The sequence below is a fragment of the Jatrophihabitans sp. YIM 134969 genome (genome assembly GCF_054456675.1).
Window position 1 is genome coordinate 14341 of record NZ_JBTJEQ010000055.1, and the last position, 15351, is coordinate 29691.

A 15351-nucleotide genomic window follows, 5' to 3' on the forward strand; every position below is an offset into this window, starting at 1 on the left:
ATCCCGTAGGAGCCGGTCCTTGCGCAGCGCGAACCGAAGCCCGTGAACGAGACTCACCCCGAACGGGAAGCCCACGCGCTTCTCGGAGAAAGCCCGCCCTTGCCACGCGAGACCGCCACCCGCGAGCACGACACCAAACCGCGAGACCTACCGCGCTCGTGCCGGACCACGCCACGACCGGGCAGACTGCGCGACGTGGACGACCGTGACCTCCTGCACCTGCGCCGCTGCGTCGAGCTCGCCACCGAAGCATTGGAAGCCGGCGACGAACCGTTCGGATCGGTGCTGGTGGACGCGAGCGGCACCGTGCGGCGGGAGGAGCGCAACCGCGTGGGCAGCGGCGACGAGACCCGTCACCCCGAGTTCGAGCTGGCCCGCTGGTCCGCGACAGGCATGAGCGCGGACGAGCGGGAAGGCGCCACGGTCTACACCTCGGGCGAGCACTGCCCCATGTGTTCGGCCGCCCACGCCTGGAACGGCCTCGGGCGCATCGTGTACGCGGTCTCGGCCGCGCAGCTGACCGCATGGCGAACTGGGTGGGGCCTGCCCGCCGGGCGCGTGGCGGCGCTGCCGGTGCAGCAGGTGGCGCCGGGAGTGCCGGTCGACGGCCCGGCACCCGAGCTCGAGGCGGTCATGAAGGCCCTGCACGCGCGGAGTGCGGGAGTCACCTGACGCCACCGGCACCCGGGCTCGCTCAGCCGGCGGCGACCAACGACGGCGTGACCGTTGCGGTGTGCAACGCCAGCATGAGGTCGACGGTCCGCGACCACGGGTACCGCTCGGCCAGGGCGCGGGCGGCGGCGCGGCGACCGGTCTCGGGCTGCGCGAGGACGTCGAGCACGGCGTCGGCGAAGGCGTGGCCGTCGAGCGCGGCGCCCCGGCCGGCGAACCCCTGCGCCGTCCGCAGCAGTTCGGCCACCGCCGCGCCGTCCGCCGCGACGACGGGTGTGCCGGCCGCCAACGCCTCGAGGGCCGACAGCCCGAACGTCTCGGCCGGTCCGGGCGCGAGCACGACATCCGCGCCGGCCAGCGCACGAGCGAAACCCGCCTTGTCGGCGGTGAACCCCGTGAACTCGACGGGCAACCCGACCGCCTGGGCCTGCAGGGCGTCACGCAGCGGGCCGGCGCCGTACACGGTGAGGCGGGCGTCGACACCGCGCGCCCGCAGGGCGGCGACGGTCGCCACCGCCACGTCCGGACGCTTCTCCCGGGCCAGGCGCGACGCCAGCACGAGCTGCACGCCGGGAGCACGGTCCGGCAGCGGCGGCTGCGGCGTGAACGTGGCGAGGTCGACGCCCAGTGGTACGCGGTGGGCCTCGGGGAACTCGGCACCCGCGAACGCCGAGCACACCACGACGTGGTCGGCACGTCGTTGCACCATGCAACGCACGCGCTCGGCCGTCCACCGTGCGGCGGGCTGCGGGAGTCCGGGCACCAACAGCGGCAGGGTGCGGTCGAGGCGTTCGTGCGAGATCAGCACGACCGGTACACCTCGGCGGTCGGCCCAACGCCGCACCGACGGCAGCCAGGCCTTGTCGTGCAGTTCGACGACGTCCGGCGCCGCCCGGTCGAGCGCCGTGCCGAGCACGCCGGGGCGGATGACGAGGCGGTAGCCGCCGGAGCCCGGCAGCACCGGGCCGCTCAAGGTGATCCGGTCGGTCGACACGGTGTCGTGGGGACCGGGGACGACGAGCACGGTGTCGTGGCCCGCAGCGTGGTAACCCTCGGCCAGGCGGTGGACCACCGTGCGGATCCCCCCGGAGACCGGGGAGTACCAGCCGGCCAGTTGGGCGATCTTCACGAGGCGGTCGGTCCCACGCGTGGGTCGAGCTCAGGCTGCACGGTGTCCGGCCACGGACCGGTGGGCGACGATGCGCTCGTAGTGCCCGACGAGTGCCGCCGTGACACCCTCCCAGGTGCGGTGTTCGACCGAGGGCCGCGCCGCCTGCGCCAACCGATCCCGGACCGTTGCATCACGCAACCGTCCGACCAGAGCCGCGAGGTCGGCCGGGTCGTCACCGCGCCACAGCAGGCCGTTGCGGTCGTCGTCGACCAGGTCGAGTGGGCCGCCCGACGCCGCGACCACGGCCGGAACCCCCGCGGCCAGCGACTCCTGGACCGACTGGCAGAACGTCTCGTCGGCGCCAGGATGAGCGAGCACGTCGAGGCTCGCCACCACCCGGCCGAGTTCGACGCCCTCGAGCTGACCGGTGAACACGGCGTCGGGCAACTCCCGCTGCAGCACCGCGCGCAGCGGCCCCTCGCCGACGACGACCACCCGCACACCCGGGAGCCGGGACGTCGCGCCGAGCAGGTCGATCCGCTTCTCGGCCGCGAGGCGAGCCACGACGCCGACCAGCAACTCCCGCCCACCGAGCAGCCCCGCGCGGGTGACGGCGTCGCGGTGGTCCGGGTGGAAGCGTTCGGAGTCGACCCCCCGCGGCCACAGCGCCAGGCGCGGGAAGTGCTGGCGCTGCAGGTGTTCCAGCGTCGCCCGCGAGGGGGCGAGCGTGACGTCGGCGCCGGCGTGGATCTCGCGCAGCCACCGCCAGGTGCGGGCGCGCAGACCCTCGCGGGCGAACGTCGGCACCGGCACCCCGGCGCGGTGGCGCGCGATGAACGCGGCGAGGTCGGTCTGGAACACCGCCGCGACCGGGCGGTCGATGACGCGCGCGGCGTCGATGCCGGCCTGACCCAGGATCGCGGGCGACGCCAGGTGGACGACGTCGGGCTCGAGGTCGAACAGCACCCGCCGCAGGTCGACGCCCGGCCGCGCGATGCGGAGCGTGCGGTACCCCGGCACGCCGACCGACGGCACGGTGACGACCGGGATGTGCCCGCCGGGCACGGGGATGTCGTCACCGGTCGGCGCCACCACCGTGACCTCGTGACCGGCGGCGTGCAGGCACCGCGCCACGTGACGCACCGAGTTGACGACCCCGTTGACGGCCGGGGTGAACGTCTCGGCGCACATCACCACGCGCATCACGCCATCGCCGCCAGGGTCGAGGGGACGGCCCGCCCGGGTCGCAGCACCGGGAGCAACCGGTCCGGCCGGTCGGTGGTGACGGCGTCCGCACCCAGGGCCAGGAACCGTTGCGCCGCCGCGGGTTCGTCGACCGTCCAGACCGCGACCCGCAGGCCGTGCGCCCGTGCCCGGGCGACGGTGCGCGGGGTGGCCAGGCGGGCGTGGAGGAACGCCCACTGCGCGCCGCCCTGGTTGCGGAACCGGGCGCCGGTGGCGAGCGCGGCCACGGCCCACCACCCGAGGCCGGTCGCGAGTTCCGGACCGACCGCGCGCCGCAGCCGGGTGAGGCCGGCGTCGAAACACCCGGTGGCGCAGACCCGGCCGGTCGCGCCGGTGCGGCGGATGACCCCGGCGAGGACGTCGATCCCGCCGGGGTCCTTGACGTCGAGGACGACCTGCGCCGTGGGCAGGCCGCCCAACAGCTCCTCGACCGTGACGAGCGGCAGGCCGGCGCCGGCACACCGCGCCCGCAGGGCCCGGAGGTCCAGGTCGGAGACCCGCACGTCCTCACCCGTGTAGCGCTCGACCGTCGCGTCGTGGAAGCAGACCGCGACCCCGTCGGACGTGTGCCGGACGTCGGTCTCGAGCACGCACCCGGCCCGGTGGGCGGACTCGAACGCGAGAACGGTGTTCTCCGGCCAGACACCGGCGCCGCCGCGGTGGGCGATGACCTGGGGGTCGCTCACGCCGTCAGGATGCCTCCCGCACCGGGTCCTGACAGCGTGAACGCGAGGTCGTCGTCCAGCGTTCACCGAGCCTTCCCCGCTCGGACAGGGAACGCCTCAGGCCGACGGCCCGGACGGGGTGTCGGAGCGGGCGCCTAGCTTCGCACCCACGACGGTCACCCGCCGCGAGCCGGCCAGGGTCTGCCAGCTCGACGCGTAGGCGGGCACGGTCGCGGGGTCGACGCGCGGGTCCGGGTCCGCGCTGGTCGGCGTGGGGGTGAGGTACCAGTCGGCCTGGACCCGATCGGGCGTGACGTCTACGACCGTGAAGCCGTGACCGACGCCGTCGACGTACTTCACCCACGGGTTATGCGTCCTCACGCTCGCGCCGAGGCCACCGACGACCACCACCGCCGCCTCCGGCGCGACGCCCAGCCGGTCACGCACGATCTCGTAGAAACCGTCGCTGGTGACCGACGGGCACACGAACTCCACTCCGGCCGAGGGTGATGCGGCGTCGCTCATGTCGGAGGGGATGTCCATCGCCCACGACGAGTGGATGTCGCCGGTCAGGAACACGCTGTCGCCACTGGTCGCCGGGCGCTTCGCGAGGAACCCGGTGAAGCTCTTCTGGTCGGCCTGGTACCCGTCCCACTGGTCGGAGTTCAGGACGTTGCCCGGCACGCCGACGATCGCGCCGGGGAAACGCAGCGGCGTGAGGATGACCTGGTTGCCGAACAGGTGCCACGGTCGGGTGCCCTTCGCGCCGTCCTTCAGCCAGGTCAGCTGCTCGGGTTCGGGCAGGTGCCGCGACGGGTCCGCGAGCTTCGCGTTCGCGGCGGCGTCGTCGACGGGGATGAAGCCGCCGCCCGTGGTGGTGTACGGCGCGACGTCGACCTGCTTGCTGCGGTTCTGACGGGTCTCGAGGACGGACAGGTCGGCGAGGCGGCCGTAGGTGAACCGCCGGAAGAACCGGGTGCCCTTGTGGGGCACCGACTGGTCGGGCAGACGGAACGGCATCCACTCCATGTAGGCCTGGTAGGCCTGCGCCCGCCGGGTCGCGAAGTCGCCCTCGGTGCCCGGCGTGTGGTTCTCGACGCCCTTGTTCCACGCGTTGTTGGCGACCTCGTGGTCGTCGAAGATCGTGATGAACGGCAGCCGCTTGTGGCACAGGGCCAGGTCCGGATCGGCCTTGTGCAACGCGTGCCGCAGCCGGTAGCCCTGCAGGTCGATGGTCTCGGTCGCAGGCTGGCTGTCGCGGGTGCCGGCGAGCTCCGGCGGGCCGTAGCGGTCGGAACCGTTGCCGTACTCGTAGATGTAGTCGCCGACGTGCAGGACGAAGTCGAGGTCCTTGCGGTTCGCGATCGCGCGGTAAGGACCGAAGTACCCGCCGGTGTAGTTGCTGCACGACACCAGCGCGAAGCGTAAGGCGTGCGTGGTGCTCCGGTCGTCGGGCGCGGTCTGGGTCCGGCCGACCACGCTCTGCTGCTTCAGGGCGCGGAACCGGTACCAGTAGCGGCGGTAGACCGCGAGACCCGTGACGTCCACCTTGACCGTGTGGTCGCTCGCGGCCGACGTCTGCACGGTGCCGGTCTTGACGATGGTGGCGAACCGGGAGTCGGTGGCGACCTCCCAGGTCACCCGGACCGGCGCGCCGAGCCCGCTGCCCGGGATCGCGTCGGGGCTCGGGGTGGCGCGGGTCCAGATGATCACCGACGTCGCGGTCGGGTCGCCGCTCGCGACGCCGTAGCCGAACACGCCGTCGGCGGCCGGGGCGGCGGCGGCCTCGGCGTCGAACCAGCGGAGCGGGACGGCGGCGGCGACCGCCCCGAGCGCGGCGGACTTCAGGACGGTGCGGCGGCTCAGCGCGGCGGACGGGCTCATGGCGGAATCGTGGACCGGCTGGGTGAACGCCCGGAAGCCCTCCGTCGAACTCTGCCCCCCACGTCGTCGGCGGACCGTGCCACGATCGCGACATGCCGGACACCACGCCCACGTCCCGCCACGTCTCGACGACGGTCGCCGCCTCGGCGGCCGAGGTCTACGCCCTGGCCTCGGACCCCGCGCGGCTCTCGGACTGGGCGGCGGGGCTCGCGGCCACGCCGCTGCACCAGGACGGCGGCACGTGGGTCGCCGACGCCCCGTTCGGACGCGTCACGGTCGAGTTCGCCCCGCCCAACGCGTTCGGCGTGCTCGACCACGTGGTGACGATGCCGGACGGCGAGCAGGTCCTGAACCCGATGCGGGTGGTCCCGTGGGGTGACGACCGCTGCGAGGTCGTGTTCACCGTCCGGCAGCGGGCGGGGATGACGGACGAGGCGTTCGCGGCCGACGCCGCGGCCGTCGCGGCCGATCTCGCCTCACTGCGCGCGCTCGTCGAACGCCCCCAGCCGTAGGGTTCACCGGCGTGACGCACTCCGACGAGCAGCCCGACTCCGACCGCCCCGCCGACCGCACCGACGGCCGCGCGGAGCTGCTGCCCGAGGAGCGCGAGTTCGCGGTGCAGGACCCGGAGGCGCTCGCGCGCGCCGTGCTCGCCGAGTCCGACGCCCGCACCGAGGACCCCGACGCCGGCCACAGCGGCACCGGCACCACCGGCGTGACCGGCGACGACCCGCTGGTGTCCGACACCGACTGAGCCACACGGCAGCGCGCACAGGACCGGTGGGTACCGTCGCGGGACGTGCCGACCGATCACCGCGTCCTCCTGCGGATCGCCGCCGCGGGTGCGGTGACGGCCGCGGCCCTGACCCTCGCCGCGTGTGGCGGCACCAGCGAGGCCAGCACCCCAGCCCCCACCTCGCCGGCCGCCTCCTCGTCCGAGTCGGCCCCTCCCACCGCTCCGGTGCTCGCGCGCGTCGGTGACCTGCGGATCGCCGCGGGGTTCGTCCCGGCCCCCGCCTCGCCCGACGTCGCGGCCGCGTACTTCACGGTGGTCAACGCCGGCGCGGCGGCCGACACCCTGGTGGAGGCGTCGTCCGACGCCAGCCCGACCACGACGATGCACCGCACCGAGGGCGGTTCGATGGTCGCGATCGACTCCTTCGACATCCCGGCCGGTGGCGCGCGGGCGTTCTCACCGGGTGCCGACCACCTCATGCTCGAGGGGCTCACCCGCACCCTGGTCCGGGGCGACCGGGTGACCCTGACCCTGGACTTCCGGCACGCCGGGACGGTGACGGTCACGCTGCCGGTGACCGGCTACCCGACCGGCGGCGGGCTGCCGACCGACGCGCTGACCCCGCTGCCGACCGAGTCGCCCCTGCCCTCGACGACGGTGGCACCGTGAGGGCCCGCCGGCTGGCGACCGCCTTCGCCGCCGCGGCCGTCGCGGTGACCGGGCTCGCGGCGTGCGGGAGCGGCGGCTCCGAGTCGGGTTCGCCGGTCGCGGTGGTGTCGTCCCAGGCGCCGGGTGCGTTGGACGGCAGCACGCTCGACAGCCCCATCGCCAAGCCGAGCACGACCCTCACCGACACCTCCGGCAAGCCCTACGACCTCGCGACGGCCACCAAGGGTCGACTCGTGCTGTTGTACTTCGGCTACACGCACTGCCCGGACGTCTGCCCCACGACCATGGCCGACATCAACGTGGCGCTCAGCCAGGTCCCGGCGCAGGTCCGCAACCACACCACCGTGGTGTTCGTGACGAGCGACCCGGCCCGTGACACCGGCCCGGTGCTGCGCACGTTCCTCGACGCGTTCGACAGGGACTTCGTCGGTCTGACCGGCTCGGTGGCGACGATCGACGCGATGGCCGACAGCGTCGGCGTCTCGATCGAACCGCCGGTGAAGACCGCCACCGGTTACGACGTCACCCACGGCGCGCAGGTGTTGGCGTTCTCCCCGACCGACGACCTGGCGCACGTCGTGTTCACCGCGGGCACGGGCTCCGACGACTACGCCCACGACCTCCCCCTGCTGGCCTCCGGCACCACGCGCTGATCCGGGCGGCGCCACCGGCCCCGGGGCCGCCGCGGACAGTCAGTCGGCGTCGCCGAACAGCCGCTCGACGTCCTCGGGGTCGCCGTGCTTGGCGATGCGGGCGCGCAGGTTCGAGGCGATGGCCTCGGACAGGTCGGGGACGGCGAGGATCCGGGCGGCGCCGTCGACATCGCGGCGGTCGACGTTGAGGACGCGGTTGGCCTCGGCCACGGTGATGCCGTGGGCCTGCCGGTCCACCAGTGACATGACCGCGCCGGGCGCGACCTCGCCCTCGGTGAGCACCCGCATGAGGTAGCCGGTGTAGCCCCGCTGCTGCACGTACACCGCCATCTTCGGCTCGCCGTACCGTGCGGCGATCTTGTAGCAGGGCGCGCGGGGACCGGTCACCTGGACCACGGCGTCGCCGACCGCGAACACGTCGCCGAGGTGCACGTCGGTCTCGACCAGGCCGGTGGTCGTGAAGTTCTCGCCGAACGCCGCGGAGGTCGGCAGCGTCGTGCCCAGCACGTCCTCCCAGTGCGCGTAGTGCTCGCGGGCGTAGACGCAGACCGCCTTGTCCGGACCGCCGTGGTGCTCGTAGACGTGCTCGTCGCCCGGGAACCCGAGCCGACCGAGCGGGAGCGCGTGGTCCACCGGGCTCTTGTTGTAAGCGGTGACGATCGTGCGCGCGCCGTTCGCCATCGCACCCACCGCGCCGATGTTCAACGACTCGACGGTGGCCTGCACGGACGTCATGAGACACCGCGACGGCACGGCTCGGCAACCGCGCGGACGGGTGACGTGTTACGCCTGGAAACCGTTGTGGCGCCGTGGGTTTCGATGCTGTTTCGACCGTGCAGGGCGCTGCGTCGGGTCGCTAGTTTCCTGTCACCCCGGACCGTTGTCCGGTCCACCCCGACGCTCCCAGACTGGCCGCGGTCAGCATCCGAACCTCGAAGGAGGCCAGCAGTGAGCCCCGACACGAGCGTCGTCCCCGTCATCGACATCTCCGGCCTGCGGTCCGGAACGGCCGAGCGCCGCCGGGCCGTCGCGGCCGAGATCGACCACGCCTGCCGCGAGATCGGCTTCTTCCAGATCACCGGCCACGGGATCGACGAGGACCTCGTCACCCGCATGTACGACGTCTCGCGGGCGTTCTTCGACCAGGACCTCGCGGTGAAGCGGCAGGTCGCCCAGCCCAACCCCGAGACCATCCGCGGCTACTGCGCCGTCGGCGAGGAGTCCTTCGCGTACAGCGACGGCATCAACACCCCGAACGACCTGCACGAGAAGTACGACGTCGGGCCCGTCGACGTCCCGGAGGGCGACCCGTACTACTCGTTCGAGGAGGCCGGCGCGCACTTCCTGCCCAACCAGTGGCCGTCGACCCCCGCCGGCATGCAGGAGACGTGGACCGAGTACTTCCGCGCGTTCGACGCGCTGTGCGCCGAGCTGATGTCGGCGTTCGCGCTCGCGCTCGACCTGCCGGAGGACCACTTCGCCGACAAGATCGACAAGGACATCTCGATGCTGCGGGCGATCAACTACCCGCACCGCGACGAGCCGCCCCTGCCCGGCCAGATGCGCGCGGGCGCCCACACCGACTACGGCAGCCTCACCATCGTCCGGCAGGAGGAGGCGCCCGGTGGGCTGCAGGTGTTCACCAAGGACGGCGACTGGGTCCCGGTGCCGGTCGTGCCCGGCGCGTTGGTCGTGAACCTCGGCGACCTCATGGCGCAGTGGACCAACGACGCCTGGACCTCGACCCGCCACCGCGTGGCCAACCCGCCCCGCGACGTCGTCTCCGACACCCGCCGCATGTCGCTGGTGTTCTTCCACCAGCCCAACTACGACGCCGTCGTCGAGTGCATCCCCAGTTGCCTCGCCGAGGGCGAAGAGCCGAAGTACGCGCCGGTGACCTCCGGGGACCACCTCATCAACAAGTTCGTCCTCACCCACTCCGGCGCTCCGACCCAGGGGCTGGCCTCGACGCTGGTCGGCTCCTGAGCGGTGGACGACATGCCCTTCACGGTGGAGCTCGCGCGCTCGGGGACGTCGGTCGAGGTGCCACGCGGCACCTCGATCCTCGAAGCGCTGCTCGCCGTGACCGACGTGGACTTCTTCTGCCGCCGCGGCGAGTGCGGGACGTGCGTGCAGAAGGTCGTCGGCGGCGTTCCGTTGCACAGGGATACGGTCCTGAGCCCGCGCGCCAAGGAGGCCGGCAAGCGGATCGCCGTGTGTGTCAGCCGCTCGCAGACCCCGGTGCTGGTGCTCGACCTGTGACGGCCCCGGAGCCGGCGCTGCGCGCCGAACACGTGAGCATGGCCTTCCCCGGTGTGCGCGCGCTGCACGACGTGTCGATGGGGGTGCGGGCCGGCGAGGTCCACGCGCTGTTGGGCGAGAACGGCGCCGGGAAGTCGACGCTGATCAAGATCGTCACCGGTGCACAGAAGCCGGACTCCGGCACCATCACGATCGCCGGACGCGAGCTGAGGTCGTTCTCGCCCCGCGCCGCGCAGAAGCTCGGCGTGCGGGTCGTGCACCAGGAACGCCAGATCGCGCCGGACCTGTCGGTGGCGCAGAACATCCTGCTCGACGACCTCCCGACCGGTCCGTTCGGCGTCACGACCCAGCGGATGGTGGTCGCGCGCGGCCGCGCGGTGCTCGAACGGCTCGGTCTCGATCTCGACGCCCGGCAACTCGCGGGCGAGCTCTCCGCCGCCGAGCAGCAACTCGTGGAGCTCGCGCGCGCCGTGCACCGTGACGCCGCGCTCGTGGTGCTGGACGAGCCCACCGCGTCGTTGCGACGCGGCGAGGTCGAGGCGTTGTTCCGGGTCGTCCGCAACCTGCGCGCGGCGGGCACCGCGATCCTCTACATCTCGCACCACCTGCACGAGGTGTTCGAGATCGCCGACTCGGCCACCGTGCTGCGCAACGGCGAGAAGGTGGCCGAGGTGGCGATCGCGGACACCACGAGCGAGGAGCTCGTCGCCATGATGTTCGACCGCGACGTCGCCCACACCCGCCTGCCCCGCGCCCCGCGCACCCACGAGCGGGTCGCCCTGTCCGCCCGCGGTGTCAGCCGCCCCCCGACGTTGCACCCCACCGACGTCGACGTGCGCGCCGGCGAGATCGTGGTGTTCTGCGGCGCGGCGGATTCCGGGACGTCCGACCTCGCGGCGGTGCTCGCCGGTGTGGTGAAGCCGTCGACCGGGAGCGTCACCCTCGGCGGGGACCGCCGTGTGGGGCGACGTACCCACGCCGCCGGTGCCGGCATCGGGTACGTGCCGGCCGACCGCAAGCGCGACGGTCTGCTGCTCGAACGCTCGATCGGCGAGAACCTGCTGCTCGCCCAGGGCGGGTGGCGGCGGCTGCTGCACATCCCCACCGTCGCCGCCCGGACCGCGAAGGCCGCGCTGGTGCGTGGGCGGGTCAAGGCGGACGACCACCGCCGGGCGGTGTCGACGCTCTCGGGCGGCAACCAGCAGCGGGTCGTGTTCGGCCGGTGGCTGCTGGCCGGCAGTGCCGTGCTCGTCCTCGACCAGCCCACCGCCGGAGTCGACATCGCCGCGAAGTTCGACATCTACCAGCAGTTGCTCGACCTCACCGCCGAAGGCCTCGCGGTCGCGATCGTGTCGAGCGACTACGAGGAGATCTCCTGCCTCGCCGACCGTGTGCTGGTCATGCGCGACGGCGTCGTCGTGGCCGAGGTCGACGGCGACGACGCCACCCCGGAACGGCTGTTCCAGCTCGAGATGGGCACCGACCCGAGAGGAGAGGCCGCATGACCGAGACCCCGACCACGTTGCGGAAGGAACCGGCGGCGGCAGCGGCCGAGCCGGCGGCGGCGCCGTCGAACCCCACGCCCGACCGACCGCGTGCGCGTCGTCAGTCGCCGACCACGACGTTCCTGCGCACGGTGGTCCCGCTGCTGGTCGCGATCGTCGCGCTGTCGATCTACTCCAACTCGGAGAACGACGCCTTCCTCACCACCGACAACTTCCAGAACATCCTGTCGCAGGTGTCGGTGCTCGGGATCCTCGCGGCGGGCCAGACCTTCCTGGTCATCGGCGGGCAACTCGACCTGTCGGTCGGCAGCCTGGTGTCGTTCGTCGCCGTGGTCGCGGCGAAGCTGTTCGGCGCGGGCTGGAGCACCCCGGCGGTGATCGTGCTGTGCCTCGCGATCGGTGCGGCGACCGGCCTGGTGTGGGGCCTCGTGGTGGCCTTCCTGCGGGTCCCGCCGTTCATCCTCACGCTCGGCGGGCTGTCGGTGTTCGCGTCCCTCGCCCTCGTGCTCGCCGACAACCGACCGGTGGCCGTGCTCGAGGGGCTCGGCAGCCTCGGCTTCGGCGAGTGGCTGGGCATCCGGGCCCCGGTGATCGTCGTGCTGGTCACGATGATCGTGCTGGGGCTGGTGCTGCACTTCACCCGGTTCGGCCGCAACACCTACGCGCTGGGTTCCTCGCAGCAGGCGGCGTACCTCGCCGGTGTGCCGACACGTCGGCTCACGGTGCAACTGTTCGTGCTCAACAGCACGCTGGCCTCCCTCGGCGGCCTGGTCATGATGTCGCGCCTCGCCGCGGGTGACCCCCGCTCGGGTGTCGGGTTGGAGCTCACCACCATCGCCGTCACCGTGCTCGGCGGTGCGGCGCTCGCCGGTGGACGCGGGACGATGGTCGGCGCGTTCCTCGGCACCGTGCTGTTCGGCGTCATCAGCGCGTCGCTGACCTTCCTGCAGGTACCCGGCGCGTACCAGAGCCTCGTGTCCGGCGGCATCCTCATCTTCGCCGTCATCGCCACCGCCGTGGCCGACCTCCGCTCCGGCCGGGTCAGGACCGGCGGGAGGGCCGAGGCCTTCGGCGCCGCGATCACCGGTCTCGTCACGCGCCGCCCCTCACCGCCACCTGCCTGACTCCCGAACCTCCAGGGCAACGGCGCCCGACGCGTCCCGTCCTGCACGGCGGGTCCCCCGACGCGTGCTCGACCCCACCTGCCGTCCGGCACCGAACCCAGGAGCTCCCATGTCCCGTCGCACCACCGCACCCACCGACCTGGCCGAGTACCTCACCCACGGCTTCGACCGCCGCGGGTTCCTCAAGGGCTCCGGAGCCCTCGCCGCGGCGCTCGGCCTCGGCGGTGTGCTCGCCGCGTGCGGCAGCGGGTCGTCGGACTCCGGCAGCGCCGGGAGCGGCAGCAGCGGCACCGCCGGCGAGGGCAAGACCATCGGCATCTCCCTCAACGGCGTCAACGCCTACTCCGGCTACGTCGCCGAGGGCGTGGCCAAGGAGATCGAGGGCACCGGCTACAAGCTGGTGGGCATCCAGAACAACTTCGACTCCAGCACCGAACTCGGCAACATCCAGAACCTGCTGAGCCAGGGCATCGACGCACTCGTCGTCCTGCCGACCGACGCCACGACCATCGCCAAGGCCGCCCAGCTGTGTGAGCAGCAGGGTGTTGCAGTGGGCAACGCTCTCTGGCCGGGCAAGTCCGACGCCGACAAGTACTTCACCGGCGTCGCGTCGCTGGACTCGGTCGAGGGCGGCAAGATGATCGGTGAGTGGCTGAAGGAGAACGGCAACCCCGGCGACACCATCGTGGTGCAAGGGATCGTCGGTCAGGGCTTCTCCGAGCGCATCGACGAAGGGCTCGACGCCGCACTCGAGGGCAGCGGGTTCAACGTGGTCGTGCGCGAGCAGGGGTTCTTCGCCCGCGACACCGCGACCAAGATCGTCGAGTCCGGCCTGCAGGCCCACCCGAAGGTCACGACCATCGTCGCCTACTCGGCATCGATGAGCGATGGCATCGCAGCGTTCCTCAAGTCCAAGGGCATCGAGAACATCACCCACGTCTCGTCCGACGGCGACGACGAGCTGTTCACGTGGATCGGCACCTCGTACCTCGCCGCGGACCGCTACTACTCGGCGGCCGAGACCGGCGTGCTCGCCACCAAGGCCGTGCGGGCGAAGATGGAAGGCGGGAGCCCGACCTTCGAGGGCCCGGTGACCCAGAAGATGGTCACCGGCAAGGACTACAAGGCCGCGGTCTCCTCGGTGCCCTACCGCTACGAGCAGTACGCCGACAAGGTCAAGGTCTGATGTCCGCGCCCACCGTCTCGCTCTCGTTCAGCAGCGTCTTCGCCGACGACTTCGAGTCCCTCGCCGACTACTACCAGGAGGTGTTCGGGCTGCCCGAGGTCGAATCGTTGCACTCCGAACACTTCCGCGGGCTGCAGATCGGGCCCACCGTGCTGGGGTTCTCCCGGGCGGAGACGGCGTACGACCTGCTGGAGCTGCCGCGCCCGGCGCCGCAGTCCACCGGCGTCAAGTCGTTCGTGACGTTCGAGGTCCCCAGCGAGGACGACGTCGCGCGCATGCTGGCCGTGGCGGTGGCCGCGGGCGGCACGCCGGTGCAGGAACCGCACCGGACGTACTACGGCGCCTGGCAGGCAGTGGTCCTCGACCCGGAGGGCAACGCGTTCCGGATCAACCACCTCCCGGAGATGCACTGACGCGTCAGGCGCGGCCGAAGGTGGTCTGACGGAGGTACTTCTGCCGCAGGTGAGCACCCGCCGACAGCGGCTCGCCGGGCGTGGGCACCGCGCCCGTCCGGAACGGCGGGAGCGGCTCGACACGGAGGTCGTGGTTCGGGTGCTGGTAGAACGCGAACGCCAGACGGGCGCTGTCGGAGGCGAGCGCACGTGGTGGGTTCACCACCCGGTGCAGGGTCGACGGCCAGGCGTCGTCGGTCCACTCGGCGAGCAGGTCGCCGACCGCCACGAGGAACCGTCCGGGCGCGGTGGGCACCGGCGTCCACTCACCGCCCCGGTCGAGGACCTCGTACCCGCCGGGGCGGTCCTCGGCCGTCATGATCGTGAAGGCGCCGTAGTCGCTGTGCACCCCGGCGCGGGTCTGGCCGGCGAGCGGCGGCTCGTCCTGGTCGGGGTACCAGAGCGCCCGCAGCATGGAGATCGAGCGATCGGTACGCGGGGCGAACCAGTCACCGGGCATCCCCAGGGCCGTGGCGCACAGGGCGAGCAGGTCGGCGCCGATCCGGTCGAGGTGGCGGTAGGCCTGCTCCCAGCAGGGCTGCAGCCGGGGCAGGACGGCGGGCCACAGGTTCGGAGCGAGGTGCGGCCCTGCGCGCGCGACGAGCTCGGGGTCGACGTCGTCGACCGGCCCCACGTCGAACTTCTCCTTGAGATCGGCGGGGGACTCCTCGTCGAGGGAGTAGGTGACCCCCTCGCTGCCGAGAGCGCTCCAACCGCGTACCTGGTCCGGCGCGGGCTGCGCCACGGCCGCCTTGACGTCGTCGGGCAGGGCGAAGAACGCGCGGGTGACGGCGAACGTCGCGTCGATCAGCTCCGCAGGGAAGCCGTGGCCGACCAGCTCGAACACCCCGACGTGGCGGCAGGCCTGGTCCAGCTGTCGCGCCGCCGCCAGCCGGTCCTCGCCGCGCGCGGCGAGGTCCACGACGGGTACCGGGAGCACCGGCCCAGTGTCCAGGATCAGCCCGGTGGCCCGGATCGGCCCGGTGTCCCGGAACCCGGTGTCCCGGATCATCGCGGTCCGCTGCACCGGGCGGCACCCCGGTGAGCGCCGACGTGCTGCGGGTCGCGGAGGCGGCCGCGCTCGACGTCGTCGTCGTGCCCGCGGTGCGCGGCGTCACCGGAGCGCACCTCGCCGGCGACGGCGTCGAGGGCTCGGGTGGTCCCGCGGCCGCGACCACGGTGCCGGT

At 72.7% G+C, this 15351-nt stretch carries 17 protein-coding genes; 11 read left to right on the forward strand and 6 right to left on the reverse strand.

Features of this window, described 5'->3' with window-relative positions:
* Positions 1-195 precede the first annotated feature (195 nt).
* A complete protein-coding gene (locus tag ACXR2U_RS20870) occupies positions 196-672 on the forward strand; it encodes a nucleoside deaminase (protein ID WP_458827012.1) in 477 nt (158 codons plus the stop codon).
* Between the two features lie 22 nt (positions 673-694).
* Here the strand turns inward: ACXR2U_RS20870 and ACXR2U_RS20875 are convergent, their stop codons facing one another.
* From ACXR2U_RS20875 to ACXR2U_RS20890, 4 genes are all read right to left on the reverse strand, one after another.
* Positions 695-1801, reverse strand: a complete 1107-nt coding sequence (locus ACXR2U_RS20875) for a glycosyltransferase (protein WP_458827013.1) — start codon at positions 1799-1801, stop codon at positions 695-697.
* Between the two features lie 30 nt (positions 1802-1831).
* Positions 1832-2986, reverse strand: a complete 1155-nt coding sequence (locus ACXR2U_RS20880; RefSeq protein ID WP_458827014.1) for a glycosyltransferase — start codon at positions 2984-2986, stop codon at positions 1832-1834.
* Positions 2986-3714 carry a glycerophosphodiester phosphodiesterase gene (locus ACXR2U_RS20885; RefSeq protein WP_458827015.1) on the reverse strand — a complete coding sequence of 243 codons (729 nt, stop codon included), beginning with the start codon at positions 3712-3714 and terminating at the stop codon, positions 2986-2988. The genes ACXR2U_RS20880 and ACXR2U_RS20885 overlap by 1 nt, the downstream gene beginning before the upstream one ends.
* A gap of 96 nt (positions 3715-3810) precedes the next feature.
* On the reverse strand, positions 3811-5577 hold the full coding sequence (locus ACXR2U_RS20890) for an alkaline phosphatase D family protein (RefSeq protein ID WP_458827016.1): 1767 nt from the start codon (positions 5575-5577) through the stop codon (positions 3811-3813).
* A 92-nt stretch (positions 5578-5669) separates the two neighbouring features.
* Here ACXR2U_RS20890 and ACXR2U_RS20895 point away from each other — a divergent pair, with 92 nt between their 5' ends.
* Genes ACXR2U_RS20895 through ACXR2U_RS20910 form a run of 4 tightly spaced genes read left to right on the forward strand, consistent with a single transcriptional unit; the run spans position 5670 to position 7635 of the window.
* A complete protein-coding gene (locus ACXR2U_RS20895) occupies positions 5670-6089 on the forward strand; it encodes an SRPBCC family protein (RefSeq protein ID WP_458827017.1) in 420 nt (139 codons plus the stop codon).
* Between the two features lie 11 nt (positions 6090-6100).
* Positions 6101-6331 (forward strand): hypothetical protein, encoded by a 231-nt coding sequence (locus ACXR2U_RS20900; protein WP_458827018.1) that lies wholly within the window; start codon positions 6101-6103, stop codon positions 6329-6331.
* Between the two features lie 45 nt (positions 6332-6376).
* Complete coding sequence (locus ACXR2U_RS20905; RefSeq protein WP_458827019.1) at positions 6377-6982, forward strand: copper chaperone PCu(A)C; 606 nt, start codon at positions 6377-6379, stop codon at positions 6980-6982.
* Positions 6979-7635 (forward strand): SCO family protein, encoded by a 657-nt coding sequence (locus tag ACXR2U_RS20910; RefSeq protein WP_458827020.1) that lies wholly within the window; start codon positions 6979-6981, stop codon positions 7633-7635. The genes ACXR2U_RS20905 and ACXR2U_RS20910 overlap by 4 nt, the downstream gene beginning before the upstream one ends.
* A gap of 39 nt (positions 7636-7674) precedes the next feature.
* Here the strand turns inward: ACXR2U_RS20910 and ACXR2U_RS20915 are convergent, their stop codons facing one another.
* Entirely contained in the window at positions 7675-8361 is a 687-nt protein-coding gene (locus tag ACXR2U_RS20915) for an MOSC domain-containing protein (protein WP_458827021.1), read from the reverse strand.
* 222 nt (positions 8362-8583) lie between these two features.
* On the opposite strand from ACXR2U_RS20915, the gene ACXR2U_RS20920 reads away from it, so the two are divergent.
* From ACXR2U_RS20920 to ACXR2U_RS20945, 6 genes are all read left to right on the forward strand, one after another.
* Positions 8584-9621 carry an isopenicillin N synthase family dioxygenase gene (locus ACXR2U_RS20920; RefSeq protein WP_458827022.1) on the forward strand — a complete coding sequence of 346 codons (1038 nt, stop codon included), beginning with the start codon at positions 8584-8586 and terminating at the stop codon, positions 9619-9621.
* A 12-nt stretch (positions 9622-9633) separates the two neighbouring features.
* Positions 9634-9897: a 2Fe-2S iron-sulfur cluster-binding protein gene (locus tag ACXR2U_RS20925; RefSeq protein WP_458827029.1), complete on the forward strand. Its 264-nt coding sequence runs from the start codon at positions 9634-9636 to the stop codon at positions 9895-9897.
* On the forward strand, positions 9894-11402 hold the full coding sequence (locus ACXR2U_RS20930; protein ID WP_458827023.1) for a sugar ABC transporter ATP-binding protein: 1509 nt from the start codon (positions 9894-9896) through the stop codon (positions 11400-11402). The genes ACXR2U_RS20925 and ACXR2U_RS20930 overlap by 4 nt, the downstream gene beginning before the upstream one ends.
* Positions 11399-12526: an ABC transporter permease gene (locus ACXR2U_RS20935; protein WP_458827024.1), complete on the forward strand. Its 1128-nt coding sequence runs from the start codon at positions 11399-11401 to the stop codon at positions 12524-12526. Before ACXR2U_RS20930 ends, ACXR2U_RS20935 begins: the two co-directional genes overlap by 4 nt.
* Positions 12527-12635: 109 nt before the next feature.
* On the forward strand, positions 12636-13712 hold the full coding sequence (locus ACXR2U_RS20940; protein WP_458827025.1) for a sugar ABC transporter substrate-binding protein: 1077 nt from the start codon (positions 12636-12638) through the stop codon (positions 13710-13712).
* The gene (locus ACXR2U_RS20945; RefSeq protein ID WP_458827026.1) at positions 13712-14125 is read left to right on the forward strand and encodes a VOC family protein; all 414 of its coding nucleotides are present in this window, start codon (positions 13712-13714) and stop codon (positions 14123-14125) included. Before ACXR2U_RS20940 ends, ACXR2U_RS20945 begins: the two co-directional genes overlap by 1 nt.
* A 4-nt stretch (positions 14126-14129) precedes the next feature.
* On the opposite strand, the gene ACXR2U_RS20950 is transcribed toward ACXR2U_RS20945, so the two are convergent.
* Complete coding sequence (locus ACXR2U_RS20950; protein ID WP_458827027.1) at positions 14130-15176, reverse strand: isopenicillin N synthase family dioxygenase; 1047 nt, start codon at positions 15174-15176, stop codon at positions 14130-14132.
* Positions 15177-15351 lie beyond the last annotated feature (175 nt).

Excerpts from the sequence above, each read along its gene's own strand:
- ACXR2U_RS20880 (WP_458827014.1), bottom strand. The coding sequence starts at position 2,986 with ATGCGCGTGGTGATGTGCGCCGAGACGTTCACCCCGGCCGTCAACGGG.
- ACXR2U_RS20890 (WP_458827016.1), bottom strand. The coding sequence starts at position 5,577 with ATGAGCCCGTCCGCCGCGCTGAGCCGCCGCACCGTCCTGAAGTCCGCC.
- ACXR2U_RS20895 (WP_458827017.1), top strand. The coding sequence starts at position 5,670 with ATGCCGGACACCACGCCCACGTCCCGCCACGTCTCGACGACGGTCGCC.
- ACXR2U_RS20925 (WP_458827029.1), top strand. The coding sequence starts at position 9,634 with ATGCCCTTCACGGTGGAGCTCGCGCGCTCGGGGACGTCGGTCGAGGTG.
- ACXR2U_RS20935 (WP_458827024.1), top strand. The coding sequence starts at position 11,399 with ATGACCGAGACCCCGACCACGTTGCGGAAGGAACCGGCGGCGGCAGCG.
- ACXR2U_RS20940 (WP_458827025.1), top strand. The coding sequence starts at position 12,636 with ATGTCCCGTCGCACCACCGCACCCACCGACCTGGCCGAGTACCTCACC.
- ACXR2U_RS20945 (WP_458827026.1), top strand. The coding sequence starts at position 13,712 with ATGTCCGCGCCCACCGTCTCGCTCTCGTTCAGCAGCGTCTTCGCCGAC.
- ACXR2U_RS20950 (WP_458827027.1), bottom strand. The coding sequence starts at position 15,176 with ATGATCCGGGACACCGGGTTCCGGGACACCGGGCCGATCCGGGCCACC.